Raw genomic sequence first — 18027 nt, 5'->3', positions numbered from 1 at the left:
GAAAAAATTCATATTTTCCCGGCTGTCCCGCAGCAGCGGCAGGAACACCCTATAAGCAAACCGGGATATCCCATCTGTAAAGTCCGGATTCACACCGATATCCTTCTCCCGATACACCGTTAAAGGGCACGGCAAAGGCCGCAGGACTTCCTGCGGCCAGGACGGACACGGCCGTGGTCAGGACGCCTGCGGCGGCAATGGATATTATATTTCGCTTCATGATTCATTCCCCCTGTAATGACTGAAAAACTAAAACCATTTGCTTATGATTTAATTTTACCAGAATATCATCAGGAAGATGTTTCTGTTTTCTTACTTTATATGGTTGTTATCTGTTACCGCAGAGAGAATTCCTTCTCTCCCACCACAGGGTCCGCGGTTCCCTTCTTCTTATCTATCTCATATGTATTGATTCTGTGGAACACATCCGGCTTTTCCTCATATCCAACTGAAACCTGAATCATTTTACTGTTCTCATAATCCACCTTAAACTGCAAAGGTTCTTCTTCGTCCTGGTACATTTCCATCTCCACCAGCTTATTCTCCAGAAGACGGCAGGCTGCCTCCGCTGTCATGGACGGCTTCTCAATCCATACGCCTGTCTCTGTATCCAGACAATACCAGGTTCCGTTAATCCGGTTCCAGCCTTTTAAGGGTTCCTCATTTTCTTCGTATACCCACTGCCCATTCTCCTCCTCTATCCACTCCCCTGCCCAAGCAGGAAATGTCAGGCCCAGTATGGATGCCATGGCTGTAATGGCAGCCAATCTGTATCTCATTTTCATATGATTCCGCCTCCTGTCCCAGAGCAAGTCTTAAAAATATCTTTAACCGGATATCAGTATACCACATGATTATTAACTTTACATAAACTGGTCCTGGATTCCTTAACCCGCTTCCTCGAAATTCCCCGTATACAGCTGATAGTATTTTCCCTTTCTGCCAATCAGCTCCTCATGGGATCCCCGTTCGATGATTCTGCCCTGTTCCATGACCATGATACAGTCTGAATTGCGGATGGTGGACAGTCTGTGGGCAATGACAAAGGTAGTTCTCCCGTTCATCAGGGCGTCCATGCCGGCCTGCACCAGGGAAACCGTCTGGGCATGGGAGGCAGTGACTTTCTGTTCCTGACCGTGGGGTGCCACAACCAGTCAGAGCTGGATCTTCTTCCCCCCGTCATACACAGACTGGCAGGCCGTTTTCCCGCCCTTCACCCTTCTGTGAAACTGATTCCGTTTAAGTCCATGGCCAATCTTCTGGAGGAGGAGCGCATACACGTCATGTTCGGCTTCCAGCAGGATGACCAGAAAAAGCCCATCGGCATATTCCACGAGCTGGCCCGGACACCGCTGGTCTGCGTGTGCAGTACCGGACATCCCTATGCCGGGCGCACCTGCCTGAATGTGGATGAGCTAAAGGGCCCCATGGTACTGGGCGAGCCCCACAGGCTGCCTCCCTCTGTGCTCCAGTCCCAAATCCGCGTCTCCTCCTCCTGCCATCCTTCGGAGCTTTTCTTCGTGGATACCTATGAAAGCATATTGGCCCTGGTAAGGGCAGGCCTTGGATACAGCCTTCTTCCCTTCTACCGCCTCTTGCATTCGGCCTGTACCACAAAGGGGTAAAGGGAAATACCATGCTAAAAGAATTCATCCGGCTATTGGATGAGGAGATAGCTGCCGGTGAATTCCGGACATGATATCACAGCTGTTAAACATGAACACCTTGCCAAATCCTCAAATGTACAAAATTCCTCCCCATGCCAGGCAATGCCTGACGCCCTCCATTTTCCCGTTTCTCCACCCGAAGGACAAAGGGGAAGATATCCCGCCTGGTACAGAGCCTGAAATCCTCCTGGGGAAAAATTTCCTGGGTTTGGGGACGGAAGAAATGCTCCCCGCCGTCCGTCCTGAGGGAGCGGATTTCCTCGTCAATAAGACAGGTCCTGCCCTCAAGAAGACATTTGATATACCGTGCGCAGATTACATCCTCCCTTGCAGTCCTTTCTCCTCCGTTTCCCATGGCTACCAATGATACTGTCTCAGGCTGCCTTCCGCTGATATAATCGGCAACTGCCCTGGCATTCACCAGGCTTCCGGTCAGTATCTCCTCTGCGTGCACGGCATTTACGATTCCCTGTGTTCCCGCGCTTGTGGTATGTACGATTTTTTTCCCTGATAAATCCACATCCCGGGTCTGGGACGGGGAATTACCATAGTCAAATCCCTCACACCTGCGTCCTCCTCTCTCTCCTATAAGAAGATATTCCGGATGGGCCTGCTTCAGACGCCTGGCCTCCTCCACGCTCCCGGCCGGGAATACGGCGGACGCTCCCCGCGCGTACAGATAGCACTCCAGTGAAAAAGCCCGAAATACATCAATGATAACAGTTAACCCCTCTGCCTTCTTTGCGCCTTCAATCAATTCCAATATCCTGATTTCCATGCTGTCTCCTCCTGGCTGCTGGTGATGCCCTATTTTTTTCCATTATACAGCATCCTTGTACAAATGCAAAGAAATATAGTTATGGCAATACAGACATAAAAGCGCCAGAAATACCGCTCCTAAGAATACGGCTGTATACCGGATAGTACTCCCCATATTCAAAACCTGGTCCTGTGGGACCTTGGCGGCCACGGTCCAGCCATACGGTTCCAGACGTTCATACACCACATAGTTTCCGTCCTTAAGCAGGCTGCCCGTCCCCTGGTTCATGGAAGGGATGAGGGACGCCATGCTGTCCGCTGCTTTCCCGGTCCCGGCTGAATCCACGCTGTAAATGCATGCCCCGTTATCGTCCATGATATAAAAGGAGCCGCTTAATCCCATATCTAAATCAGAAAACGCAGACGACAGCCTGCCTATATCTATATCCACATAAAAGAAGCCCAGACAATCTTCTATGGTCATAAAGGACGTAATATCCTGATAACTGCGCCGGAAGGTAATGACCTGATTACCGGAATCCTGAAAATAGTCATCCAAATGGGGGGACAGGACCGAAAAATTCCCTTCCTCATCCTCTTTGCCGGTCCGATACCGGAACGTGTCCTCATCCAATATCTTCTGTGCGTTCCTGGTGGCGTAATAAATCCGCCCTTTCTGGTCCATAAAGCAGACGGTGCGCAGCCGGCTGTCCCAGTCCAGCATATCGCTCAGAAGAAGTGTAATTTCCATCTTTCTTTCCTCCTGGCTAAGGCCGGGGGATTTTAAAATCTGGTACAGGAACATCCCGTCATCCGTGGAAACGTCATAGATATATTTTGTCAGGCCGCTGTATTCCTCCGCTGTATTCCTCCGCCATCTCTTCTGCATGTTTGCCCCCATAGCTCACCATGCGCCCCATGTCGTCCAGCACAACCCGTTCCATATTGTCCTTTAAATGGCCCAACAGCGCTGTGCCGGCAGCCGCAAGAGGCACAACGCCCAGCAGCACAAAGGATATGGTCATCCGGATTAATAAACTCTTTCTTCTCTCCATCATGGCTCCTCCCATTGTTCCAACATTTCTTCTGCAAGGGATGATATTGATTTTCCGCCCCACAACGTCTCAACCAGCATCTGGTCATAAAAGGCAATAAAACCGTCAGTAGGCTGGGCTTCCTTAAGCAGAAGCTCTGTATGCACAGGTTTTCCCTCATAAGCGGCCTCCATGATTCTCCGGTCCGGCGTGTCCGTCATGTTCACCCGGCGGACTGTCACAGAGTTCCCGTTCATGATTTCCAAGATATTCTCATACACGCCTTCGGAATAGTAAAACTGAAGGAAACGGACAGACGCATCCATCTTTTTTTCATTTCCGGCAGTCACCGACGAGATACCCCATTCCACACTTCTGTCGTCCATTGCATAGACAGTTCCGTCCCTTCCGGGAAGAAAGAAGAAGCCCAGGCGAATCTGGGGATTCAGGTTCTCTATCTGCGGCAGCATCCACGGTCCCGCATACACCATGACCGCCTTCCTGGCAGATATGGCCCGGACTGTCTCACGGTCCGACACTGCCCTGTACCGGGAATTGATATACCCCCGGCTGGACAAGCCACGGAAATCTCCCAGCATCTCCACCGCCTTTTCTTTGGTCCAGGAAACCTGTCCGTCACCTGTCACAATGTAGTTGCAGAACAAATAATTCCCCCAGAATTTCATATGCAGGTTACCTGCGGCTCCCAGGGCAATGGCATCATATCCTGATGCCTTAAGGGTGGCGCATACCCGAAGAAATTCCTCATATGTATGAGGTACGGAAAGTCCCAGCCTTTCAAATATGTCCGCATTATAAATCATCCCCAGGGTGGTGCTGTACCCGGGAACTCCATAACATATGCCGCCGCAGGTACCGGGGTTTTCCACCAGCGAATACACCTTTTCCGGCATGGGTGCCAGAAGCCCCGCCCGTACAAGGGCATCTGTCTCCCTCAGCTCCACAATATCGTTAAACTCTCCCTGGGCAGCCAGCACCTTCAGGCGCTCCTCATACGTCTGGTTTTCTGCCTCCGGCATGAAATACAGCTCCACCTTGATGCCGTTATTGGATTCCATGAAAGCCTCTGCCATGGTCTCCATACCGTTCTTCCATTTAACGTCCCCTCCTGAACAAACCACCCGGATTTTCACATCCGCCTCCTGAGGGCTGCCGGGCGCAGGGGATGCCGCAGCTTTGCAGCCCGTCACCATAAACAGCAAAACAGCCGAAAGAAGGATGCTGGCTGACATCCTCCTTCCGGCTGGTCTGCTGTAGGTTTTCCCTGTTCCAAAGCTTTCTTCCCGCCACTTTTTATGTTTTCTATCCCTGGCTCTCCGGCCGTTATTTTCTTCTGTACTCATTTGAACCCTTTCCATAGTTCCCCTTACAAATTAACCTGGGCTGTGATACGGATAAACGCATCCATCTCTTTTGTCATCCACTTGCTCTTGTGATAAATGACCTGCTGATACATGGTCAACCTGAAATCAGCCACATCAAGGATGGTCAGCTCCCCGTTTTCCGCATATTCCCGGACCGCAAACAGGGGAAGATATGAGATGCCCCGGTTCTTCCTTATCATCCTGATGATGAATTCCGTATTGCTGATTTCCAAAAAGGGAGTCAGCGCCCTGCCCTGGGTTTCCAGAAAACAATCCAGCTCCCGTCTGTAATTTTCATTCTTTTCCGTCAGGAAGAACGGCTCGTCCATGATTTCCTCCAAACCGATTGCCCGGTCCCCGCCAAGGCCGCAGGAGGGAGATGCCACGAACACAATAGGCTCCCGGACTTCCATCACTTTATTCCAATTATCATTATACCTTGGCCTGTCCAGAATGTATATCAAATCCAGCTGGTTCCTCTCCATCATATCAATCAGCTGGTTGGGCGTGGAGGCAGTAATCTTGACCGGAACCCTGGGATGGCGGCTACGAAAGGAATTCAGTATCCGGGGAAGCTTTGAAAAACACAGGGATTCCAGGGTTCCCACATGAATGGGACCGCACAGTTCCTCCTCGCTTTTGGCAAATTCCCTGGCACGGTTAATATCCCGGATGATTTGGGTTGCATGGTCCAGAAACTGTCTGCCGGCCGCTGTCAGGTAAACCTTTTTTCCCATGCGGTCAAAGAGCTTTACCCCCAGCTCATTTTCCAGAAGGCGTATCTGAACGGTCAGGGCTGACTGAGTATAGCCTAAAATCTCCGCTGCCCTGGAAAAGCTTTCGGTCTGGGTGATGGTCACAAAAGTCTGCAGCTGTCTTAATTCCATTTAGCCACCTTCCTATTTTCTATGAATTAAATTTATTATATCTATAAAATTCATGAATTTGATTTATTTATTCTTTATGATACAATGCCCTTACGCAGATGTCAATTCCCCGGATTCAAACACGGGAATGCGGACATGGATTGCAGACATGGACAGCCTCTGCACTATCAGCTGTAAAAAAGAAAAGGATGGAATACATATGGCATTTATCAGTATATTTGATGTATTAGGCCCCGAAATGATAGGGCCCTCCAGCTCCCATACGGCCGGCGCATGCTCCATTGCCCTGCTGGCCGGAAAAATGGCGGACAGCCCCATTACGCATGTGGAATTTACCCTCTATCAGTCCTTTGCAAAAACCCGCAAGGGCCATGGAACGGACCTGGCGCTTCTGGGAGGAATCATGGGCTTTTCCACTGACGACAAAAGAATTCCCCTTGCGTTTTCCATAGCGGAAGAACGTGGGCTTTCCTACCGTTTTATAACCGATGAAACAGATACGGACACCCACCCCAACACAGTGGATATCCGTATGACCTGTTTAAACGGACGCACCTTCTCGGTACGGGGAGAATCCCTGGGAGGCGGGAAGGTGCGGATCAGCCGCATTGACCATATAGATGTGGATTTTTCCGGTGAGTACAGCACACTCATCATCATCCACCACGACCGCCTGGGCGTCCTGGCCCATATCACCCGCTGCCTCAGCGAAGGGTATGTAAACATTGCCTTCATGAAGCTGTTCCGGGAAACAAAGGGAGACACGGCGTACAGCATCATTGAATTTGACGGGTGCCTGCCGGACCATATGATTACGCGTATTTACGAAAATCCGGATGTACAGGATGTGATGTTCATACCAGTGAAGGGAGGAAATGAAAATGGACTTTAAAAATGCAGAAGAGCTTCTGGAGCTCTGCCAAAAGCTAAATTGTCCTATCTCAGATGTCATGAAACAGAGGGAATGCACGTTGGCTGAGACCAGCCGGGAAGAATTATATGCAAAGATGGGCCATGCCCTTGCCATTATGCGCGAGTCAGCCACCACCCCCATCCGCGAGCCGAAAAGCTCCATAGGCGGGCTCATTGGTGGTGAGGCCAGGCTGGCAGACCGGCACCGGGCCAGCGGAGCATCCATCTGCGGCAGTGTGCTCTCCAGAGCAATCTCCTATTCCATGGCGGTCCTGGAGACGAATACGTCCATGGGCCTCATTGTGGCCGCCCCCACAGCCGGCTCCTCCGGCATTGTTCCGGGTCTTCTTCTGGCCCTTCAGGAAGAATACGCGATTTCCGATGCCCGTGTGATTGACGCCCTCTTCAACTCCAGCGCCATCGGTTACCTGGCCATGAGAAACGCCACCGTGGCAGGCGCGGTGGGCGGATGCCAGGCAGAGGCGGGGGTTGCCTCGGCCATGGCTGCCTCTGCTGCAGTGGAGCTCATGGGCGGAACTGCGGACCAGTGTCTCAATGCCGCCTCATCGGTTCTCATGAACCTGCTGGGCCTGGTGTGCGATCCAATCGGAGGTCTGGTGGAATGCCCGTGTCAGGGCCGGAATGCCGCAGGCGCCGCAGTTGCTCTGACCGCCGCAGAGCTGGCCCTGAGCGGGGTACGCCAGCTGATTCCCTTTGATGAAATGCTTATGGCCATGTACCGTGTGGGAAGGCAGCTGCCCCCTGACCTACGTGAAACAGCGCTGGGCGGATGCGCCGCCACACCCTCCGGAAAGGCACTGGGCTGCGGGGCCTGTCCCTGTCACTCCTCTCCCGGCCGCAGACTTGGAAATAACCGGCCATAAGGATGGATATTCCGGCAAATACCGTGCCCGCGCAGTAAAGCCTGAGTGCCCCCGCTCCCACCCCGGCGTCGTTTTCCTGTTTCCCTTCGCCCCAGTAGGTGCTCGCCGTGGGCTGCATGGCACTGGCTGTGCCCTCATAAAGATAGAGAATCAGATTTCAGCTATATGATAATGCTGTTTTTACTGTATCCTATTATATTTCCCTCAACAACTCCCCCAACCTGCGTATTCCCTCGTCAATCATCCTGCAGTCCGCGTTCGTGTAGTTCAGACGCATGGTATTGGTATTGGCCATATTGATGTAAAACGGGTCACCGGGAACAAATGCAACCTTTTTCTCCAGGGCTTTTGGAAACAGCGATAACGCGCTGACGCCTTCCGGCAGTGTCACCCATAGAAACATGCCGCCGCGGGGCCGGGTATACTTGACTGTCTTCGGAAAATACCGGTCCATTGCCTCTGTCATGGCCTGCGCCTGCTCTTTATACAGCCGCCTGATTTGGGCGATATGGGCATCATAGTCATTGTGCATCAGATAGTCCCATATCAGATACTGGGAGAAAATATTTGTATGTAAATCGCTGGCTTCTTTTGCCACTGAAATATGTTTCAGCAGTTCTGTATCGGCGCAAATCATGAAACCGGTGCGCATGCCCGGAGTCACAGTCTTTGAAAATGTCCCCAGCAGAATACTGCCCGGCAGCCGGCCTGCCCCGATATAAGGAATACGTCCGCCCTCGTCGAAACGCAGTTCCCCATAAGGGTCGTCCTCCACTAAAACGATTTCACGCCCCGTCAGGACTTTCCGGATACACTCCCTGTTTTCAGCTGAGTAGCTGAGTCCTGTGGGATTCTGGAAATCCGGTATGGCGTATATGAATTTGACGTCATGATCCAGCGCATCCTTTAACCGGCCAATATCCATCCCTTCCTCTGTCAGCTCAACCGGATAAAAAACCGGCTGATATTGGGAAAATGCCTGTATGGCCCCAAGATAGCTGGGCTTCTCCACAATCACGCCGTCCCCTGTATTTAACAGAACCTTCGATATAAGGTCCAGGGCCTGCTGGGACCCTGTGGTAATCAGGATATTCTCAATGCCAAGGGCAAGGCCGAATTTGCGGTTGTAGCGGTCCGCTATATACTGACGGAGCTCCGGGAGCCCGGCCGTGATGGAATATTGAAACAGACTGCTCCCGTAATCCCTTACGATGCGCTCCATGGATACCAGAAGCTCCTCCTGGGGAAACGATATCGGGTTTGGCAGTCCTCCTGCAAACGAGATGATTTCCGGGTCAGCCGCGGTCTTTAAAATACTTCTGATAAATGACGGTGGTGTGGATTTAATCCGCTCAGATAATAAATGTTCCATACTGCTACTCCTTTGTCAAGCTTATAATGGTATCATTATAAACTTGCAAAATGACACGAACAACAGTAGAATTGTATGCAAGACAATTTTACAAATACTCATACAAACAAACCACAAAAAACATGCAGAGGAAACAGATTATGTCCATCAATTCATTTGACAATTATCCCATGAGCTGGAAACCGGATTTAAGCAGAGCATCAGGCCCCAAATATCTGGCGCTGGTAAGCCTGATGGAAGATGATATTAAGAACGGTACACTGAAAGCAGGAACAAAGCTGCCGCCCCAGCGGGAATTGGCGGATTACCTGAATGTAAACCTGAGCACCATATCCAGGGCCTTCAAATTGTGCAGCCAGAAGGGCCTTCTGTCTGCCTCCGTGGGAAACGGAACCTATGTCTGTGCGGATGTCACCGCGGAAACCGTCCTGCTGTGCGGACGCGAAAATCCGCGGATGATTGAAATGGGCGCATTGGTTCCCCAGGTGTCCGGGAACCGGCTGGCGAAATCATATACGGAGCGGCTTCTGAAACGGCCTGACGCGCTGAACCTCTTTTCCTACGATGACCCGGAGGGAACAGGACTCCAGCGTGAAGCCGGCGTGGCCTGGTTTCAAAAATCAGGCTTCCATACAGACAAGGAGCATGTCCTGCTGGCGGCAGGCGGCCAGAATGCCCTGACGGCGTCACTGGGCGCATTGCTGGAACGTGGAAATAAGCTGGGAACAGACCCTCTGACTTATCCGGGAGTAAAAAACGCGGCCAAGCTGCTGGGAATTCATCTGATACCCATTCAGAATAACGGCTATGAAATGACAGAGGAAGGAATCCGATATGCCATACAGAATGAGAGGATAAAAGGAATCTATGTAATACCGGATTACCACAATCCCACCTCACATATCATGCCGTTAGAAACCAGGAAAATGATCGCAGGACTGGCCAGAGAAAAAAATATCCTTGTGATTGAGGATGGAATCAACAACCTGCTGGCGGAGAATCCCCTTCCTCCCATTGCTTCCTTTGCCCCGGAACAGGTCATTTACCTGTCAAGCCTGTCCAAAACCATTGCCGCGGGTCTCAGAACCGCCTATGTCCATGTGCCGGACCAGTATCACCGCGGCCTGGCCACTGCCCTTTATTCCATGAATATTTCCATCTCCCCGCTGCTTGCAGCCGTATCCGCAGGACTGATTACAGATGGAATTGCCGATGAAATCATATGGGGACGAAAGGAGGAACTGCGCAGGCGGAATCATGTAATCAGCCAGTCCTTAAAGGGCTTTGTACTGGACTGTCCGCCCACCAGCCCCATGAGATACCTGCGCCTGCCGGATTATTTCACCGGCAAAAGCTTTGAAATCTGCGCAAGGCAGGCAGGCGTGCAGGTCTATGGGGCGGAACGTTTTTCAGTGGGCAACAAACCGGCAGAAAAGGCTGTCCGCATTTCCGTCATAACCCCGCCGTCTATGAAGGATTTGGAGGAGGGACTCAGACGGTTGGGGGGGATACTGCAATATTCAATCTGAAAACCATTGGGTCAAATCCACCTTGCCCTTAAGGAAATCTGAGGTTCCCTGGTCTACCGCATCCCTCAGACCTTCCGGAGTTCCCTCCGGAAACACCGGAACAAAAATCCCTTCACGGATGCCTATTTCATGTACCTTGTTGCCCTGCATTTTCCCGTCCATATACTGCTCCACGGTCCATCTGTAAAGCGTACCGAAGTCAAAGTAGACAGAGGCTGCCACGGTCCCTGGCTCCAGGTCGTTCTGGTTATCAGAAAATCCGATAACCCTGACCTGCCTTTCCTTGGCAGCCTGAATGCATCCAAGCCCCACTTCATTGGCATAGATAAACAAGGTATCCGCCCCGCTGTCAATCATCTGCTCCACTATCTTCTTCCCCAGGTCCACATTTGACCAGCTGTTGGCATAACTCCTTAATGTCTGGGGATTTTCAATTCCCCTCTGTGAAATAATATCCATTGCATTTTTCTCATACACATCCAGAAGATGCTCCATGGGGGCATTGGGATAACCCGCTATAATGCCGAGTATCCCGCTTCGGGTTATGTTGCCCGCAATGATGGAGGCCAGATAACTGGCCTCATATTCCTTCGGAAAGATGGGCGCCACATTTCTTCCCTGGCAAAAGGAACCGTTGACCACGCAAAAGGTAGTATCGGGAAACCTGGGCGCCACCACAGAGACCGCGTCGTCAAACTGAGAGCCGGCCGCCATCACCAGACCGTATCCCTGGCTGCCATACTCTGTCAGGACTGCCTCAAAATCGCTTTCCGTCACATTCTGGACAAATTCCAAATCAACTCCCAGGGTCTCCCGGCATTTCAGAATGCCTTCATAGTTTATCTTATTCCAGCTCTGATCCTCAATCATTCCCGGAAGGATTGCAACCATTTTCTCTGTTCTGTGTTCGGCGGCAGGCGAATCAGCAACCGCCTGACGGCATCCGCCGGCTGTCAGTATTGACGCGCCTGCCAGTGCCAGAAGAAAGCGCGAAATCTTTATTTCTGAAATTTTCATTGTGCACCGCCCTCGTTTTCAAATTCCGTTTCCCGATGTCAGATGCCTGTGTAAATTTATGTAAAAGACAGTTTACGCATTATCATGTGGCCGTCTGTGAATAAACCGTCCTGCGCCTCTTTTTCCCTTAAATACATTTCCTTCCGCCACAACGCTGCCTCTCTGCATCACAAGCTCTATCTGTCCCTTTAGCTTCATACCCTCGTATGCGGTATAATCCACCGCGCTGTGCATACGGTCATGGGTGAGCACATACTCCTTCTTGGGGTCAATGATTACCAAATCTCCGTCTGATCCTGGCTGCAAAATTCCTTTCTCCGGATAAAACCCATATATCCTGGCAGGATTTGTACACAGAGCCTCAACGTAACGGTTTAAGCTGATTCGTTTTTTCATCACGCCTTCTGAGAAGATGACAGACATCCTCTCCTCCACACCGGGCGCCCCGTTGGGACACTTGGTGAAGTCATCCCTGCCCAGCTGTTTCTCTATGCCGTAATTAAATGGACAGTGGTCTGTTGCCACTACCTGTATATCACCAGCCGCCAGCCCTTCCCAAAGCCGTTCACAGTCTTCCCTGGTGCGCAGGGGCGGAGACATGACATATTTCAAGCCGTCCTTATCCATATACCGTTCTTCTGTCAGTGTCAGGTACTGTGTACAGGTCTCCACAAATATATTCTTCTGCCCCTTCTTCCTGGCATCCAGTACCGCCTCCAGGCTTTCCTCGCAGGACAGATGTACGATATAAACAGGTGCATCGCCTGCCAGACGCGCCAGACTGAGAATCCTGGCCACAGCCTCCGCCTCCGCCAGATTGGGACGGCTCTTGGCATGATAGTACGGACTGGTGCAGCCCTGTTCCCTGTACATGTTCCGATAGTATTCCACCACCTCATGGTTCTCGCAGTGAAATGCAGTCACACCTCCCAGTTTCTTCATGCGTTTCAGGACCTGAAGGGCCTCCCCGTCATTCAGGCGCCTGTCATAGGTCAGGTATACCTTCACGCTGGACACTCCATCTTCCATCATTCCCTCCAGCTCGTCCAGAATATCCTGGTTCACATGCTGGGCAGTCCCGTGAAATCCATAGTCAATCACAGCCTTACCGTCAGCCAGATGATGGTATTCATTCAGCTGGTAATGAAGATTGCAGCCATCCGGTCCAAATCCCATGTGGTCCACAATGGCAGTGGTACCTCCGCAGGCCGCCGCCACCGTACCGTCATAAAAGTCATCTACTGCCCGTGAATTGCCTGCCAAAAGGTCCATATGGGTATGTACATCCACACCTCCCGGAATCACGTATTTTCCCCTGGCCTCAATGACCTTTGCTCCTTCTGATTCCAGATTCCTGCCTATACATGCAATCTTTTCTCCGTCAATCAGTATATCCGCCTCATAAATTTCACTCGGTGACACAATCGTGCCTTGTCTGATGATTGTCTTCATAATTTTCATTCACTCCATTTCTCTTATTTTGAATTTTAAGATAGATATAATATAACAGCCCTGCTCCCACGCTGCCTATGGCATATGCATTGTCAAACAGAAAATTCAATGGAGTGATGTATTTTCCAGCGATGATAACGGCCGTGGCAGCCAGGAAAATGGCAATGATTGCCGTATTCCATCCCCCCTTATAATAATACCTTCCCCCATCTTCGCGGTACAGGTCCACCATATCCACGTGGGTTTTGTGCTCAAACAGATAGGAAACCAGATAAAGCCCCGAAATAGGTCCCAGCAGTGCTCCCAAAAGGCCGCATACATTATAAATCAGGTCATAGGCGCTGGCCAGAGCGTTCCATGGCTGGGCAAACAGTGCCAGCACAGCCGCAATAAGAGCTGCCTTTTTATAGCTTATTTTCTTTGCAAACAGGGTTGCCAAAACGTTGGTGGGCGGAACCAGATTTGCAGCCACATTGGTGGTCAGCACGGCCATGATGATGAACAGAGAAAAGATAATAACAATAGCCGGGTTATCAAATTTGCTCACAAGGACCGCCGGTTCCCATATGGCCTCTTGAAAGGCCAGAGACGCGCCCGCTGTGCCGCAAATACCTACAAATGCGATGAATGCCGTCATGACAGGCGCTCCTGCCAGCTGGCCCACCATCTGCGCCTTCTGTGTCTTGCAGTTTCTTGTAAAATCCGCCATGGATAATGCGATACCGCCGTCAAAGGCAATCATGGATGAAAGGGCAGGAAAAAACAATTTCCAGAAATCAGCATCGGGATTTCCCTGGATGGACGGTTCTGAGAGCAGTCCTGAGATGCTCCAGTCTGCCGTGTACATCCCCCATATGATTACAATAAAGCTGAGTAAAATCAACACAGGCGCGGCAAACTTCTCAAGCTTCTGCACGGCGCCTGATCCGGAGCCCGCAATATACACATTCATCAGCCAGAAAATCAGGAAAGAAATAAACAATCCCTTAAATCCCAGTCCATTCCAGAAGGGAAGGAACACTGCCAGAATGGCGTTCACTGCCTGACCGCCAATCCATGCCTGTACGCCAAACCAGAAGCAGCCCAGGATTCCCCTGACCAGAGAGGGCACCACTGTGCCCTTGGAACCAAACACCAACTTGCAAAGCATGGGATAAGTCAAACCGTATTTCGTACCGAAATGTCCCAGAACCACCGCAAATACCATCACCAGGAAATGTCCCAGCACAATCGTAAACAGCGCCTCCCCCCAGGACATGCCGGATACAATCAGGCCGCTGGCCACCTGGTAAACCGCGATAGAGACCAGCATGCCAATCCAAAGGTTTCCCATATCCCAGGCAGACCATCCGCGCTCATCCATAGCCAGCGGTCTGGTGGAGTCCGCATAGTTATTCTTATGGCTTCTGACTGCCTCCAAACCGGCAGCAGTAAGCTCAACAATATCCCCGTTCTGTCTTTGAAACCCGCTCATACATATATCCTCCGTTTTCCATTTAAACCAGGTCTTCGGCCGAAATACCTTTGTTCTTATTGATTCTCTTTTATTTTAGTGGAAAACATCGAATTTTCAATGCATCAAATCTACTGTTTTGTCAATTATTTTACGCTCCTGTTGCGGTACTCATTGGGAGTCATGCCATATTGACGTTTAAACATGCTGCTGAAATACCTTGGGTCGCCAAAACCCACTAAATCCGACACATCCGCAATCTTATATTCAGGCTGCTGCAGATAACGCCTGGCCTTGTCCAGGCGAAACTGCGTAATGTATTCTGAAATATTCTTATCTGTATGGCGTTTAAACAATTCGGACAGGTAATTAGGAGAAAGATAGAGCTCTTCCGCAATATTTTTCAAGCTGATTTTCTCTGAATAGTTAAGGGCAATGTAATCCATGGCCTTTTGCACCATCAGGTTTGAAACTTCTTTTTTTTCCTCACCACCCTTTTGTTTCTCTGACAACTTTCCCTCGATTTCCTCCAGAACCCCCAGCAGTTCCCGCCTCTTGGTGGGCTTTGTCAGATACCGGGTAACCCCCAGTTCAATGGCTCTCTGGGCAAAGCCGAAATCACTGTAGCCGCTGAGTATGATGATATACGCCTCCTGGTCCGTTTCCCTCATGCGGTCAATCATGTCCAGGCCGTTGATTTCCGGCATCTTGATATCTGTGATAATTACGTCCGGGCTGCAAAAGGCCATGTTTTTGAGTGCATCCATGGCATCGGCATATGTGCCGGTCACATGCCAGTTTCCTCTGCCGTCCAGCAGTTTACTCAATCCGTTCCTGATTTTTGGTTCGTCATCCACAATCACTATGTCCATCTGTCCCCTGCTCCTGTTCTGCTGACAATCTTGTTCCGGGCATCCGCAAAGTCACAATGGTTCCTTCCTGATGCCTGCTCTCAATGGCCAGTCCGTATTCTTCCCCAAAATGCAGACGCAGCCTTCGGTGCACATTGCGCATGCCTATGCTGTCCGTGGCCCCGGACTCGCTGTAAACAGCCGCGCGGCACTGTTCCAGTTCCTCCGGGGCCATACCCGGTCCATTATCCTCTATGGTAATCAGCAAATTCTGCTGTTCCAGTCCGGCAGTAATCCTGACCCGTCCCCCATCCTTCATAGGCTCTATTCCATGGAGAATGGCATTCTCCACCATTGGCTGGAGAATCAGCTTCGGCACCATACAAGCTCTCGCCTCCTTCTGTATCTCCATTGAAGTGCAAAGGCGGTCTTCCAGCCTGTTTTTCTGTATACACAAATAACTTTCAATGTATTGTACTTCCTCATTAAGGGGAACCAGCACATCCTTGCCGTGAATGGAGTACTTAAGAATATCCCCCAGGGAGACAACTACATCGCTGATGTCATCTGCGCCAATATCCATGAGCATCCAGTTTATGGAATCCAGCGTATTGTAAAGGAAATGAGGATTGATTTGGGCCTGAAGCGCTTCCAGCTCCGCATTTTTCTGAGCAATCTTTTCCTGATAAACCTCTTTTACCAGGTGGTCAATCTTGCTGACCATGAAATTAAAAGACTCCGTAAGACGCCCAATCTCATCACGGCTTTTATTGACAACCTGAATTTTAAAATCTCCCTTTTCTATCTCCTTCATGGCAGTCATCAGCTTTCCGATAGGCCGTGTAAAGGTATAGGAAATCAGCAAAATGACAACCGCCGCCAGCAGCACAGCCACCGCAACCATGGTAAAGACCGCTCTCTGTAATTCACTGGCCTGTGGAAAGAAATCATTCAATGATACAATGGAAAATGTCTTCCAGCCGGTCACGCCATTGTACTGGCCGCATACATAGTAATCCTTTCCCTCCCAGCGCAGCTCGAATTTCCTGATTCCCTGTCCAAACCTGTCTTCTATCTCATCCAGCCAGGTATGCCCTACTTTCTTATTGGTAGATATGATATCCCCGTTACGGTCAACGATCAGGGTATACTGATTGGGGAACATGCTGTGGTTATTAAGAAGAAGGCCGCTGAAAATATCGGGATTCAATTCAATCACCAGAATGCCCTCCGCACCCCCGGTACTCCCTTCCCCCTGTGCATTCACCGCCCGCACCATGGTGACCACATCTTCTCCTGCTTCCCGGCAGAGAGGCCGTCCAATGCCCAGCCATGTCTCCCTGTCCGGCCGGTCCGCTGCTTCCTGTGTGCAGGCTTTGAGCCTTTCTTTATCTACATATCCCTCATAAGGAACATAGCTGTATCGAATCTGTCCGTCCCTATCAATCATATGAATATCGGATACAGCCACAAACACCTGGGCAAAATTGTCGAACCATTCATCTATGTAATTTCTCTGCTGTTTTGTAATCATTTTATTTTCCAGCAATTCCATCACAGCCTGGTTCTCGCTGGTATTCTCAGCCAGCCGGACAACCTGGAGCACCCATGTGTTGATGTCGATGTCGATACGGTTGATGGTATCCGCCATCTCACTTTTTTTATTGGCATATACAATTGCCTTTGCGTCCTGATAAGAAAAATAACCAATCCAGGAGCCTAATATGATAATCAGTATCGTAAATGCCAGAATCAGTTTTTTTCTCAGTGTGATGTAGACCGCCTCCTTACCCGGATATTCCTGCTGTTAGAATCCTCCAATTATTATAGCTTACCCCTTGGTATATTTCTACCGGTATGTAAGGGAAAACAAAAAAAACAGCAGTCCACGGACATCTCGTTCAGCCATCGTGTCATCTCGCGGTTTCCGCCCTCCTTAATGTCAATCCTGACATTGGGATACAACTGCCGGAACCGCTTCAGTATGGGCGGCAGCCACATGGCCGAAACACTGTAATAGCTCCCAATGGTCAGAGCGCCGCTTAAAATTCCGCGGATATCAGCCCCTATCTCCAGAGCATGGTTATGGGCGCGGCTTTTTTCGTCCTTATAAAAAGCGGGAACCCCACTTCCTCCTCCAGGGCATTAATCATCCGGGTGATTCCTGACTAAGTATAACCCAGGAAAACACCGGCTGCGGTCAGACTTCCATGGTCAATTGCAGTGAGAAAAGCCTCACAATTCGTAACCTCCATATCCTTTTCCATCCATAATAATTTGTCATAGTTAATATGATAAATTTAGAAGTTGTGGAGGTTTCGCATGAAAAATAAGGATATTGTAAAATATTTCTATGAAGTTATTATTTCGGATAATTTACTTGATGAAATCTCTAAATATATATCAGAGGACTGTGTTCAAAGAATTGGAGAAAAAGAAACGTTCATAGGAATAGACGGAATGAAAGAACACCTATTAGCATTGAAAAAAACTTATCCTGATTACATTATGAAAATTATCCGTCAATATGAAGTAGATGATTATGTTATTTCAGAATTTATTATGAGAGGCACTCATAAGGGAGAATTTCTCGGAATAACACCTACAAATAAGGTTTTGGATATTACAGGGGTGGATATTGATAAAGTTATAGATGGAAAAATTGTAGAACATGGTGGTGCTACAAATACTTTTGAAACTTTTTTTGAACACCATTTAATTCAATCTGTATAAGCCCCAGTTTGTCGGGGAGGTAACAAAGCCAGTCGAGCCAGTCAACGGTCAAGATGAACGGCGCATTTCATGCGCCGCCGTTGACAGTCCCA

At 49.9% G+C, this 18027-nt stretch carries 18 protein-coding genes and 2 pseudogenes; 5 read left to right on the top strand and 15 right to left on the bottom strand.

The features are described 5' to 3' along the window. Positions 1-49: 49 nt before the first annotated feature. The 3 genes and pseudogenes from LA360_RS24400 to LA360_RS24390 all read right to left on the bottom strand — a co-directional run. Complete coding sequence (locus tag LA360_RS24400) at positions 50-220, bottom strand: hypothetical protein (RefSeq protein WP_022202982.1); 171 nt, start codon at positions 218-220, stop codon at positions 50-52. A 115-nt stretch (positions 221-335) separates the two neighbouring features. Beyond that, complete coding sequence (locus LA360_RS24395) at positions 336-785, bottom strand: hypothetical protein (protein WP_057572126.1); 450 nt, start codon at positions 783-785, stop codon at positions 336-338. A 102-nt stretch (positions 786-887) separates the two neighbouring features. After that, positions 888-1100 (bottom strand): annotated as a pseudogene (locus LA360_RS24390) (ABC transporter ATP-binding protein); the annotation flags it as partial. On the opposite strand from LA360_RS24390, the pseudogene LA360_RS24385 reads away from it, so the two are divergent. Beyond that, positions 1098-1699 (top strand): annotated as a pseudogene (locus LA360_RS24385) (substrate-binding domain-containing protein); the annotation flags it as partial. The pseudogenes LA360_RS24390 and LA360_RS24385 overlap by 3 nt on opposite strands. Positions 1700-1710: 11 nt before the next feature. Here LA360_RS24385 and LA360_RS24380 read toward each other — a convergent pair. From LA360_RS24380 to LA360_RS24360, 5 genes are read right to left on the bottom strand one after another with little or no spacing between them, the layout of a single operon-like run. Continuing rightward, on the bottom strand, positions 1711-2445 hold the full coding sequence (locus tag LA360_RS24380; protein ID WP_022202979.1) for a 2-phosphosulfolactate phosphatase: 735 nt from the start codon (positions 2443-2445) through the stop codon (positions 1711-1713). A gap of 42 nt (positions 2446-2487) precedes the next feature. After that, on the bottom strand, positions 2488-3315 hold the full coding sequence (locus tag LA360_RS24375) for a PDC sensor domain-containing protein (RefSeq protein ID WP_225537683.1): 828 nt from the start codon (positions 3313-3315) through the stop codon (positions 2488-2490). Next, positions 3251-3484: a hypothetical protein gene (locus LA360_RS24370; RefSeq protein ID WP_146774929.1), complete on the bottom strand. Its 234-nt coding sequence runs from the start codon at positions 3482-3484 to the stop codon at positions 3251-3253. Before LA360_RS24370 ends, LA360_RS24375 begins: the two co-directional genes overlap by 65 nt. Further along, entirely contained in the window at positions 3481-4824 is a 1344-nt protein-coding gene (locus LA360_RS24365) for an ABC transporter substrate-binding protein (protein ID WP_022202976.1), read from the bottom strand. Before LA360_RS24365 ends, LA360_RS24370 begins: the two co-directional genes overlap by 4 nt. Positions 4825-4847: 23 nt before the next feature. After that, positions 4848-5732: a LysR family transcriptional regulator gene (locus tag LA360_RS24360; RefSeq protein ID WP_057572124.1), complete on the bottom strand. Its 885-nt coding sequence runs from the start codon at positions 5730-5732 to the stop codon at positions 4848-4850. Between the two features lie 199 nt (positions 5733-5931). On the opposite strand from LA360_RS24360, the gene sdaAB reads away from it, so the two are divergent. Together sdaAB and sdaAA are read left to right on the top strand one after the other, a co-directional pair. Further along, positions 5932-6624 (top strand): L-serine ammonia-lyase, iron-sulfur-dependent subunit beta, encoded by a 693-nt coding sequence (gene sdaAB, locus LA360_RS24355; RefSeq protein ID WP_022202974.1) that lies wholly within the window; start codon positions 5932-5934, stop codon positions 6622-6624. Continuing rightward, a complete protein-coding gene (gene sdaAA / locus LA360_RS24350; protein ID WP_057572123.1) occupies positions 6614-7528 on the top strand; it encodes an L-serine ammonia-lyase, iron-sulfur-dependent, subunit alpha in 915 nt (304 codons plus the stop codon). Before sdaAB ends, sdaAA begins: the two co-directional genes overlap by 11 nt. 193 nt (positions 7529-7721) lie before the next feature. Here the strand turns inward: sdaAA and LA360_RS24345 are convergent, their stop codons facing one another. Then, on the bottom strand, positions 7722-8900 hold the full coding sequence (locus tag LA360_RS24345; protein WP_057572122.1) for an aminotransferase-like domain-containing protein: 1179 nt from the start codon (positions 8898-8900) through the stop codon (positions 7722-7724). Positions 8901-9040: 140 nt separating this feature from the next. On the opposite strand from LA360_RS24345, the gene LA360_RS24340 reads away from it, so the two are divergent. Continuing rightward, positions 9041-10429: an aminotransferase-like domain-containing protein gene (locus tag LA360_RS24340; protein ID WP_022202715.1), complete on the top strand. Its 1389-nt coding sequence runs from the start codon at positions 9041-9043 to the stop codon at positions 10427-10429. Here LA360_RS24340 and LA360_RS24335 read toward each other — a convergent pair. The 6 genes from LA360_RS24335 to LA360_RS31625 all read right to left on the bottom strand — a co-directional run bounded on the left by LA360_RS24335 (position 10421) and on the right by LA360_RS31625 (position 17203). Next, a complete protein-coding gene (locus LA360_RS24335) occupies positions 10421-11446 on the bottom strand; it encodes a BMP family protein (protein ID WP_022202714.1) in 1026 nt (341 codons plus the stop codon). The two genes, LA360_RS24340 and LA360_RS24335, sit on opposite strands and share 9 nt — an antisense overlap. Positions 11447-11518: 72 nt before the next feature. Beyond that, the gene (hydA, locus tag LA360_RS24330) at positions 11519-12901 is read right to left on the bottom strand and encodes a dihydropyrimidinase (protein ID WP_112481836.1); all 1383 of its coding nucleotides are present in this window, start codon (positions 12899-12901) and stop codon (positions 11519-11521) included. Beyond that, positions 12855-14372: an NCS1 family nucleobase:cation symporter-1 gene (locus LA360_RS24325; protein ID WP_022202712.1), complete on the bottom strand. Its 1518-nt coding sequence runs from the start codon at positions 14370-14372 to the stop codon at positions 12855-12857. The genes hydA and LA360_RS24325 overlap by 47 nt, the downstream gene beginning before the upstream one ends. Before the next feature lie 125 nt (positions 14373-14497). After that, the gene (locus tag LA360_RS24320; protein ID WP_057572121.1) at positions 14498-15223 is read right to left on the bottom strand and encodes a response regulator transcription factor; all 726 of its coding nucleotides are present in this window, start codon (positions 15221-15223) and stop codon (positions 14498-14500) included. Beyond that, positions 15201-16853, bottom strand: a complete 1653-nt coding sequence (locus LA360_RS24315) for a cache domain-containing sensor histidine kinase (RefSeq protein ID WP_022202710.1) — start codon at positions 16851-16853, stop codon at positions 15201-15203. The genes LA360_RS24320 and LA360_RS24315 overlap by 23 nt, the downstream gene beginning before the upstream one ends. Positions 16854-17026: 173 nt before the next feature. Then, complete coding sequence (locus LA360_RS31625; RefSeq protein WP_242997656.1) at positions 17027-17203, bottom strand: LysR family transcriptional regulator substrate-binding protein; 177 nt, start codon at positions 17201-17203, stop codon at positions 17027-17029. 321 nt (positions 17204-17524) lie between these two features. Between LA360_RS31625 and LA360_RS24305 the strand changes: the two genes are divergently transcribed. After that, positions 17525-17935, top strand: a complete 411-nt coding sequence (locus tag LA360_RS24305; RefSeq protein WP_022202709.1) for an ester cyclase — start codon at positions 17525-17527, stop codon at positions 17933-17935. Positions 17936-18027 lie beyond the last annotated feature (92 nt).

The organism is Enterocloster clostridioformis, from assembly GCF_020297485.1.
Classification (GTDB): Bacteria; Bacillota; Clostridia; order Lachnospirales; family Lachnospiraceae; genus Enterocloster; species Enterocloster clostridioformis.
Note: the sequence above shows the minus strand (reverse complement) of the source record. Positions and strands in the feature narration are given on the sequence as shown.